General features: G+C 38.9%; 2 protein-coding genes. One reads left to right on the forward strand and one right to left on the reverse strand.

Going from position 1 to position 1375, the window contains the following annotated elements; genetic code table 11:
- On the reverse strand, positions 1-200 hold a 200-nt coding region (locus ACS8FD_RS14610; RefSeq protein WP_439276388.1), incomplete at its 3' end, for a hypothetical protein.
- Positions 201-520: 320 nt separating this feature from the next.
- Between ACS8FD_RS14610 and grpE the strand changes: the two genes are divergently transcribed.
- Positions 521-1126 (forward strand): nucleotide exchange factor GrpE, encoded by a 606-nt coding sequence (grpE, locus tag ACS8FD_RS14615; RefSeq protein ID WP_439263403.1) that lies wholly within the window; start codon positions 521-523, stop codon positions 1124-1126.
- The last annotated feature ends 249 nt before the right edge of the window (positions 1127-1375 follow it).

The raw sequence follows: 1375 nt of genomic DNA on the forward strand, positions 1-1375 counted from the left end.
AAGGCATGCTTTTGATAGCGTGCTGGTAAATGGAGAGTATCGCTAGAGTGGCGATGGTTTAGACGACTAAATGACAGATGACTGTTATTTAGTAAGCCGCCTTTTGGCGCCTCACTGTTTGCTCGATTGCGCAGCACTTTTATAATAGTAGCAATGTTATTCACCAGTACATTGACAGATGGCGTTGGTAAAACAGGCATAGTATTCCTTAGCGAATTTAGTAAAAAGAAAAACAACTTATAGCAGGTAGCTTGGTTGTAGTTAACAAACCTATGATGTCACGCACCTGTTTGCTGCTGGTTTTTAACGTCCTTTACGCGAGTCTTTATCTATGAAAACTCATTATTTCATCAAAAGCCAAAAATTCATCTCATTTAGGCTTGAAATTTATGCTTAGGGTCTTTATCAAGCAGCTATCAGAATACAATTGTATTGAACGTTTATTTATAAGAAATCTAGATTTTACGGTTTTATTTTATATTAAGTTTAAGCACCATTACTAAAATCATAAGGAGCTATTATGACTGAACAAGCACCCAATCATGAGTTTGATACCAATGATCCAAAGGCGGCTCAGAGTAATATTGAGCGTGAAGAAAGCCTTTTAGAGGAAACCATGAACGAATTTGATCCAGAAAACAACTCAGGCGCAGAAAGTACGGTTAAAAACGATATTGATATCGATGCTTTTCATGCACGTATTGCTGAGCTTGAAGGCGAGGTAAAACAAGCCAAAGAAGGAACGGCTCGTGCCAATGCTGAAGCTTACAATGCGCAAAAGCGTATGGAGCAAGAAACTGATAAAAGTAAAAAATTCGCCCTACAAAAATTTGCCAAAGATCTACTAGAGATCGTCGATAATTTAGAGCGCGCTATCGAGAGCGCTACTGATAACGACCCAGTGACTGAAGGTGTGCAGTTGACTCATAAAGCGCTACTTGCGGTCCTTAATAGACATGGCGTAGAGGTGGTCGATCCACAAGGCGAAAAGTTCAATGCAGACTTTCATGAGGCAGTCGGTATAGATGCTGACGCTGAAGCGGACACCGTTGGTACAGTATTGCAAAAAGGCTATAGCTTGAATGGCCGTTTATTACGTCCAGCTATGGTACGTGTTGGTCAATAAGTAAAGTGAGAATGAGAGTAAGCCTTATTAGAAGTAAGGATATTCACAAAACTTCACACAAAACCAAGTTAATGTACTGTCATTGACTTGAAAAAACACAAACACAAACCGATATAAAGCAACAAGTGACCACTTAAGGTCTGATACTCAAGCTTAGTGGCTTATATTAATAACTTGGTCTATTACTAAAACCAGTAATATCGTCCAGTTATTTAAAAGACTAGCGTGGGTAAGCAACAATCTTATAAA

The organism is Psychrobacter sp. 1U2 (assembly GCF_051847575.1).